The 6,784-nt window shown below is 56.4% G+C and carries 9 protein-coding genes; 2 read left to right on the forward strand and 7 right to left on the reverse strand.

The genetic code is table 11. The annotated features are described in order from the left end of the window. Positions 1–83 precede the first annotated feature (83 nt). From AC1Q6J_RS22965 to AC1Q6J_RS22985, 5 genes are all read right to left on the reverse strand, one after another. The gene (locus tag AC1Q6J_RS22965; protein WP_492281455.1) at positions 84–1,622 is read right to left on the reverse strand and encodes a recombinase family protein; all 1,539 of its coding nucleotides are present in this window, start codon (positions 1,620–1,622) and stop codon (positions 84–86) included. After that, on the reverse strand, positions 1,612–2,097 hold the full coding sequence (locus AC1Q6J_RS22970) for a DUF2924 domain-containing protein (protein ID WP_492281456.1): 486 nt from the start codon (positions 2,095–2,097) through the stop codon (positions 1,612–1,614). Before AC1Q6J_RS22970 ends, AC1Q6J_RS22965 begins: the two co-directional genes overlap by 11 nt. Further along, positions 2,094–2,489 (reverse strand): DUF3489 domain-containing protein, encoded by a 396-nt coding sequence (locus AC1Q6J_RS22975; protein WP_492281457.1) that lies wholly within the window; start codon positions 2,487–2,489, stop codon positions 2,094–2,096. The genes AC1Q6J_RS22970 and AC1Q6J_RS22975 overlap by 4 nt, the downstream gene beginning before the upstream one ends. 57 nt (positions 2,490–2,546) lie before the next feature. Then, positions 2,547–2,768, reverse strand: coding sequence for a hypothetical protein (locus tag AC1Q6J_RS22980; protein WP_492281458.1), 222 nt, complete (start codon positions 2,766–2,768; stop codon positions 2,547–2,549). A gap of 123 nt (positions 2,769–2,891) precedes the next feature. Then, positions 2,892–3,164 carry a helix-turn-helix domain-containing protein gene (locus AC1Q6J_RS22985; RefSeq protein WP_492281459.1) on the reverse strand — a complete coding sequence of 91 codons (273 nt, stop codon included), beginning with the start codon at positions 3,162–3,164 and terminating at the stop codon, positions 2,892–2,894. A 116-nt stretch (positions 3,165–3,280) separates the two neighbouring features. Between AC1Q6J_RS22985 and AC1Q6J_RS22990 the strand changes: the two genes are divergently transcribed. After that, entirely contained in the window at positions 3,281–4,210 is a 930-nt protein-coding gene (locus tag AC1Q6J_RS22990; protein ID WP_492281460.1) for a restriction endonuclease, read from the forward strand. Positions 4,211–4,240: 30 nt separating this feature from the next. After that, positions 4,241–4,882: a hypothetical protein gene (locus tag AC1Q6J_RS22995; RefSeq protein WP_492281461.1), complete on the forward strand. Its 642-nt coding sequence runs from the start codon at positions 4,241–4,243 to the stop codon at positions 4,880–4,882. 78 nt (positions 4,883–4,960) lie between these two features. On the opposite strand, the gene AC1Q6J_RS23000 is transcribed toward AC1Q6J_RS22995, so the two are convergent. Continuing rightward, complete coding sequence (locus AC1Q6J_RS23000; RefSeq protein WP_492281462.1) at positions 4,961–5,383, reverse strand: DUF5681 domain-containing protein; 423 nt, start codon at positions 5,381–5,383, stop codon at positions 4,961–4,963. Next, a complete protein-coding gene (locus AC1Q6J_RS23005) occupies positions 5,376–6,662 on the reverse strand; it encodes a DNA modification methylase (protein WP_492281463.1) in 1,287 nt (428 codons plus the stop codon). Before AC1Q6J_RS23005 ends, AC1Q6J_RS23000 begins: the two co-directional genes overlap by 8 nt. Positions 6,663–6,784: the final 122 nt, after the last annotated feature.

Below are 6,784 nucleotides of genomic sequence, written 5' to 3' on the forward strand. Positions count from 1 at the left end.
TTCCGTCCCCTGACAGGCCGCCCCGTGACATTTTAACTTTGCTGAGATCGAGACATCTCAACTTTGTTGCAACAGTGCGGTGATCAAAGTCCGATAGCGCGTCGCTGCGCCGCCCATGACAAGGGTAGGGTCGGCAGCATCGCGGTTAGCGTCAAGTCAGCCGGCTGATCGCCCTGCAAGATCGCCGTAAGAATGTCGGGCGCAAGAAACGCCAGCCGCAATTCCTGCCGCAGCATTTTCGGGTGGGCCTTGGCAGACGCGGCCAACGCTTCAACTGTATCGAAGCGACCGCCGGATAAATCCTTGATACGGGCGTGTGCTTGGGCGAGCGCATGAACGAGGATCGGATCAGCCTCACCGCTGTCTTCGGCCCGATAGTTCGGTGATGTCGTGCGACTCGCGGTATTGATCCAAGGAACGGCCAAATTCTGGAGGCCAAGCTGTGGTGAGAAGACAATCGTAATCGCATTCTTCAAGACGACGACGCGTTCAACGTGGATCTCAATCAACTCCGCATCCGGAGTGACGGCAGGGTCTGGTCGATCGCATTCCATCCGCACCGCCTGAAGCACGGTCGCTTCAAGTTCCGTAGCAGAGATACGCGTGAGAGAGCCGGCCTCGGCCTTGCGTCCCCGCAATAGCGCCGCACTGACGTAGAACCGATAGCGGACGCCCTTTTTGGTCGAGTAGCTCGGACTCATGCGGTTATCGCGGTCGTCGAACAGTTTGCCCATCAGCAGCGCGCCACTTTCTGAGCGACGGTTTTTTCGCATCACTGAGTTAGAGGCCAGTTTCGCCTGGACAGCTTCAAATATGGCTCTCGTGATGATGGGCGGATGCTCTCCAGGATGCCATTTGTCTTTGTGAGGCACCTCGCCAATATAAAGTCGGTTGTTCAATAGGTAGGCCAGGGGACCGTAGGTGAAGGGCGATGCCACGCGAGCATCCGACTTTTTTGCTTTCTTTATCCTCGACCGAATGCCCTTTGCATCGAGGTCCAGGACCAGTGAGCCGAAACTGCCAAGTTCGAGATAGCGCTTGAAGATGTAGCGGACGATTTTGGCCTCGGGTTCGTCGATCACTAGCTTTTTGTTTTCGGTCCGGTAGCCAAACGGAACGTTGCCGCCGGTCCATTTGCCCTTGGCACGGGACGCCGCGATCTTGTCGCGCACCCGCTCCGAAGAAAGTTCGCGCTCGAACTGAGCAAAGGATAAGAGAACGTTCAGCGTCAGCCTTCCCATCGACGTCGTGGTGTTAAACTGCTGGGTAACGGCCACGAATGAGATCGATCTGGCCTCGAATGCTTCGACCAGTTTGGCGAAATCCGCCAGCGAGCGGGTGAGGCGGTCGATCTTGTAGACCACGACGACATCGACTTTGCCGGCGTCGATATCCTTCAGAAGTCGTTGGAGAGCAGGGCGCTCAAGGTTGCCGCCGGAGAATGCCGGGTCATCATAGGGCTGCGTGATGACCTTCCAGCCGAGTGATGCCTGGCTCTTTATATACGCCTCGCACGCGTCCCGCTGGGCATCGAGCGAGTTGAATTCCAGCTCGAGGCCATGTTCGGTCGATTTGCGGGTGTAGATGGCGCAGCGCAGGGGTTTGGGAGCGCTACTTGCCATCCGACGTGGCCTTTTCTGTCTGCGACCGCAGCCCGAAGAAGCGCGGCCCGTTCCAGTTGGTGCCCGCAATCAGGGAAGCGATCTCGGAGAGTCCCGCGTAGGTCTTGCCGTCATAGGCAAACCCGTCCGGCCGGACCACGACCCGGTAGGTTTTTCCCTTCCATGTCCGGACCAGCTCTGAGCCAGGCTTGATCCGGCGTGGCAGTTCAAGCTTTCCATTGGGCTTGGCAGCCATGGCTTTCACAAGCTGGTCGAGCAGGCGCTTGGTCGGACCGGACAACCCGCCATAGGCCTTTTCCTGAATCCGATGGGCAATACTCCGACGCAGCAGGTCTGGACCGAAAGCCTTTGGCGGGTCCGTTCGCAGCACCTCCCGATAACGTTTGCGCAGTTCGACGATGGGAGCTGTCGCCAGCCGATCAAGTTCGGCTTTCACTGCGGTATCGGCTGGCTTCGTGGAGGGGGCGCGGATCATTTCGCTGTGCCCGGTTTCGCGATCCGGTAGATGCGCTGGCCATCGGTTTTGGTCGAGGTCAGGTTCAGCTTGAGTTTTTTGCGCACGGTCCCTGCAAAGAGGCCGCGCACCGAATGTTGCTGCCAGTCGGTTGCTTTCATGATCGCGGCAATTGTGGTCCCGGCGGGAGCACGTAGCATTTCGAGGACCTTGTCCTGCTTGGACATGGCCACGTTCGGCATCTTCGGCGTGACCGGCTTCTTCGGCGCGACGGGCGGCAGAGCCTTAGAGGCCGGTTTCGTCGATCGCTTTGGTGCCGGTGTGGATTTACGCCCGGTCTTGCGCGAAGGTTTTCGATTGTTGGTGGGCATTTCGGTTCTCCTGCTGTCAACGACAGCGTCCTGTGCTGCCACTGCCGCAAGCCCGTCGTTCGCCGACGGGCCGAGAACCTTTCAGTCGGACAGTGATTGTTAGTCGCTCGATAACCGGTTGAGTAGCGAAGCCGCATCCTGCAACCGATGGGTCTCATAGAAGATCTGCTCAAGATCCATCGAGACCCTGACACCTTCACTGACGCTGCCGGCGAGCGCGCAGGCCTCGGCCGCTTTGGCAATCCGTGCGGCCTCGCCAAGGCGAGTACCGATCTCGGTGAGTATCAGCGCAATCGCCTGTTCTGTAATCTTGCGGTCCATTATCCTGCCTCCGTTTTACGGCGACAGTGACGCTCCGTGTGCGGGCGAAGTCGAGGAGAAACGCAGCAATCTTGTGGCTCTTATCGGCGGCACTGGATCATAATGTGATCGTGCCGCAGGGGCCTATTTCTGTTTTCTGGTCTTGGCTCGCAGAGGCCGTTTCCCGGCGGCAAAGTCCCGGAATAGCTTCTCGGGATCAGCCCCGAGAGCCCGCGCAATCGCGATAAATTCGATGACATCGATACGGCGCTCGCCGCCCTCATACTTGGCTATGAAGGATTGATGTTCGTCCAGCCGATCCGCCAGCTTCTGCTGGCTCATCCCGGCAGCATCCCGCGCCGCGACAAGGATCGCGACCAGCCGGGCGTATTCCGCGGATTTGAGGGACTTATCCATATGCCGCCAGAGCCGTGAATCGGCGGCGGTCAATCTCATCCCAGAAAAGGATTATCCCAAAACTGGATTATACCTCAAAAGGACGCTATGGGTCGGTCCGGAAACGGAGGCGACACATGATCGATGCAGGGGATGTCCGCTACATCAAGCTTGGCCCTAAAGGGAGGTGGGCTGAGGCTGCACTGGCGCGCAACGAGCTTCATTTTGGCTACGGCAAGGTAACCCACGATTTGGCGTTGGAAGCCGATATCGCCAAAATAAGAGCGGCGCTGGTGGCGCAGGGGCGGGACGTCCAGGCAGCAACCCGGGACGCCAGAGAAGTCATCGACTTCTATCACCTCGGCGCGGACTGCCTGTGGATCACGTTTGCCAAAGACCATCTGTGGTGGACCTTTGCGGACCCCGACGTGATCTGGCTGACGGAAGATCTGAAGATCACCGGCGAGCGGATACGCAAGTCGATCGGTGGCTGGAAAAACACCGATCTGAAGGGTGTGCCGCTCCGGATCGACAGCCTCAGTACGCGGCTGACCAAGGTGGCGGGCTATCGGCGCACCATCTGCAATGTCGAGGCCCGCGCATACCTCCTTCGCCGTCTCAATGGCATCGAGGAGCCGATCGTGGCCAGGAGCACGACGGCTAGAAACACCCTGATCGATGTTCTTGCAGATTCCATCGTCGCACTCCACTGGAAAGACTTCGAGACGCTGATCGACATCGTATTTGCCCGCAGCGGATGGAACAGGGTGTCTGCCCTCGGAGGCACCCAGAAAACCGTCGACATGGAGCTGGAGCAGGCAACGACCAGTGAGATCGCAGCGGTTCAGGTGAAGTCGGTCGCATCTCAAAAGACTCTCGACGAGTACATCGAACGCGTGGATGAGACGGATCGCTTCGACCGCTTCTTCTTTATCTGTCATTCGCCCAAGGGCGACCTGTCAGCCCCTTCGGAGCGTCGCGATGTTCATGTCTGGGCCGGTCGGGATCTGGCGGCGACAATTCTGAAAATGGGTCTGCACGACTGGGTGATCGAGAAAATCGCTTAGCCCTCAACCATTACAGCAGGATTCATTGAGATGAAAAATTCGAGAGATCATATCGAGATCGCGCGCCCCGCTAATGAATCTGCGGAAGATCATCCCACCATAGAAAATCCCTATCAGCCGCCCTGGATCAGGAAACTGCAGGAAATGATCGGTCTTGTTGTATTTGGCGTGGTGGTTGTCTTCCTTTACAATCTGTTCTCGGATGTAGGAGCCAAAATCCCAGAGGCTCTAAAATCGACCAAATCGTTCCTTGAGCAAGAGCAGCGCGCAGCCGCCAGCCGCGTGGCCGCAGCAGATGCGGCGGAGAAACAGCGCCGCCAGAATCCGGCATCGCCATCCGCCACGCGCGTGTTTGCGCGGGCGCTAAGCGGCGCGCCCGGTGCGATCATCTGCGGCGACTATCAATCGGTCACGTCGATGTTCTCGCTTTATAACCGCCATCTCGAAGACCGCATGCAGGACGTTTTGACCAAGGGTCTGTCGCGTTCAATTAGAGGCGAATCCGCAGGTGAACCAGATCCCGCTCTCTTTGGATGCGTCGTAGTTCCAGACGGAAAACCCATGATGAAAGAGCCAACCGGAATGTTCCCTGTGGTCTCCGCACAACTCGACGACGGCACTTACATCAAAGGCATCACGATGCCGCCGATGATCAATAGCGGCAGACCATAGTCGAGAGCATGACGAGCGATCCGGGCCGAAACACCCGGACCGCCCATGGTTATTCTGTTTCTCGTGTCCATCGTACTTCTAGGAAGTTTTCCCGTGGGCCACCTTCAGCGTTTCGAAATAAAGATCAACGCGTTCTTGCTCCGTCATCTCTGCAAGTTCTTTCTGACTATATTTGCGCCATCGTTGCGCTTCTGCACTCTGCTGACCGTCTCTATACTTTTGCGACTCGGTCAGAAGAAAAAGAAGAAGCTTCACATCGCCTTTTGCAGCCCTTTCAATGAGCCGCTCGAGAAGAATTTCTTCAACCGGTAATTTAACGCGATTCCCGGAAATCAATATTGAACGTTTCGAGGCGAGCTTTTTACCGATACGAGCCGTAAGATCCGGCTTCCGGGCAGGGCGCCCTTTGGGGTTACCCGACTCTCCAGGTTTGAACTGGGTTTTGACGGGTGGTCGCCCATGACCGATTTCATAAGGCCGGGAATTTTTCGATTCAGACATTGGCTTGGCCTCCTCCAGCCCGAATTTCGTTAAATGTCTTTCCGCTGGCGACGTGAATCGCGTTCTGACCGGTGTGTTTTTGCCAACGCCGGATCGCGACATCGACGTACAAGGGATCGAGTTCGATGCCGTAAAGCCGGCGGCCGATCCGTTCGGCTGCGATCAGTGTTGCCCCGCTACCGAGAAAGGGATCCGCGACGATCTCGTTTCGCGCGGTGGAATCCATGATCGCGTCGACGATCATGTCGACCGGCTTTGCCGTAGGGTGCATCGCCAGAATATTGCCCTCTTCGGTCGTCCGGCCCGCAAATGTCGTCGCACCGGCGTATTCCCATACGTTGCTGCGATTTCGGCCGTGGCGGCCCAGCTCGATGTTGTTTCGGTGCTGCTTCTTGCCTTTCCGAAACACGGGAATCAATTCATGGCGGCTGCGATAGAAGCTGCCCATTCCCGCGTTGGGTTTGACCCAGCAGCACATGTTGATCACATCCGTAAAGACGGACCTCCCGACGGCCAGGACGTCATCGACATGACGCCAATCAATACAAACATAATGCAATGAGCCATCGCGTGCGTGGTCATGTGCATTTTTCATGAAAGAGCGCAGAAAATCGCGATAACCATCGGTCGTCATTTCGCCACTGGCCATCGCGAATTCACGATGAACAACTTGTCCGTTTCCGGACACGTGCCCGTTGATCTTTACGTTGTAGGGCGGATCCGTAAAAACAAGCGAAGCTCGGTCGTCCTCCATAAGGGCCGACCAGGTCGGGCGGTCCAGCGCGGATCCGCAGATCACACGATGATGGTGGAGTTTCCAGAGGTCGCCCAGTACGGAGACAGGGTTGGACTGCACCAGTGTAAGATGAATATCATCATTATTAGGCTGATCCATCTCATCGAGACTGGCGATGGCATTATCGACTTCGGTCGGCGAGAAACCTACAATTTCGAAGTCAAAGTCCGGTTCAAGTACGGATAGAAATTTGAATTCTTCGCCCAGAGCCTTTTTGTTCCAAGGAGCAAGCTCTGAAAGTCGCTCTTCAGCAATCCGATACAAACGGATTTGCTCATCTGACAAATGGGTTACCCTGACTACAGGGACGTCGTTCAACTCCAACATCTTCGCGGCAAGGAAATAAAGAGTGCCGCCAACTACCGTGTTACTTCCATCCACGAGTAATGGATGAAAAAACCCAAATTTCTTAATCAGGCTAGCTGCTCGACGCTTTATCCGCCTATTATAATCGCGAAGTGATTTTTCATGAGCCTTGAGCAACGTGAGTAGAACAAGCTCTACCGTGTAGTTAGAGCCAGGAACTTGTGACCTGCTCCCCTGAAACGCCCCCGATTATAAGTTAGGGTTCTGTTCTCCAATCGAGGAGACGGACGATGCGTAAG

Source organism: Afipia sp. MLSD5-FHT05B12, assembly GCF_058793355.1.

Coding starts and splice junctions, on each gene's coding strand:
- AC1Q6J_RS22965 (WP_492281455.1), bottom strand. CDS start 1,622: ATGGCAAGTAGCGCTCCCAAACCCCTGCGCTGCGCCATCTACACCCGC.
- AC1Q6J_RS22970 (WP_492281456.1), bottom strand. CDS start 2,097: ATGATCCGCGCCCCCTCCACGAAGCCAGCCGATACCGCAGTGAAAGCC.
- AC1Q6J_RS22980 (WP_492281458.1), bottom strand. CDS start 2,768: ATGGACCGCAAGATTACAGAACAGGCGATTGCGCTGATACTCACCGAG.
- AC1Q6J_RS22985 (WP_492281459.1), bottom strand. CDS start 3,164: ATGGATAAGTCCCTCAAATCCGCGGAATACGCCCGGCTGGTCGCGATC.
- AC1Q6J_RS22990 (WP_492281460.1), top strand. CDS start 3,281: ATGATCGATGCAGGGGATGTCCGCTACATCAAGCTTGGCCCTAAAGGG.
- AC1Q6J_RS22995 (WP_492281461.1), top strand. CDS start 4,241: ATGAAAAATTCGAGAGATCATATCGAGATCGCGCGCCCCGCTAATGAA.
- AC1Q6J_RS23000 (WP_492281462.1), bottom strand. CDS start 5,383: ATGTCTGAATCGAAAAATTCCCGGCCTTATGAAATCGGTCATGGGCGA.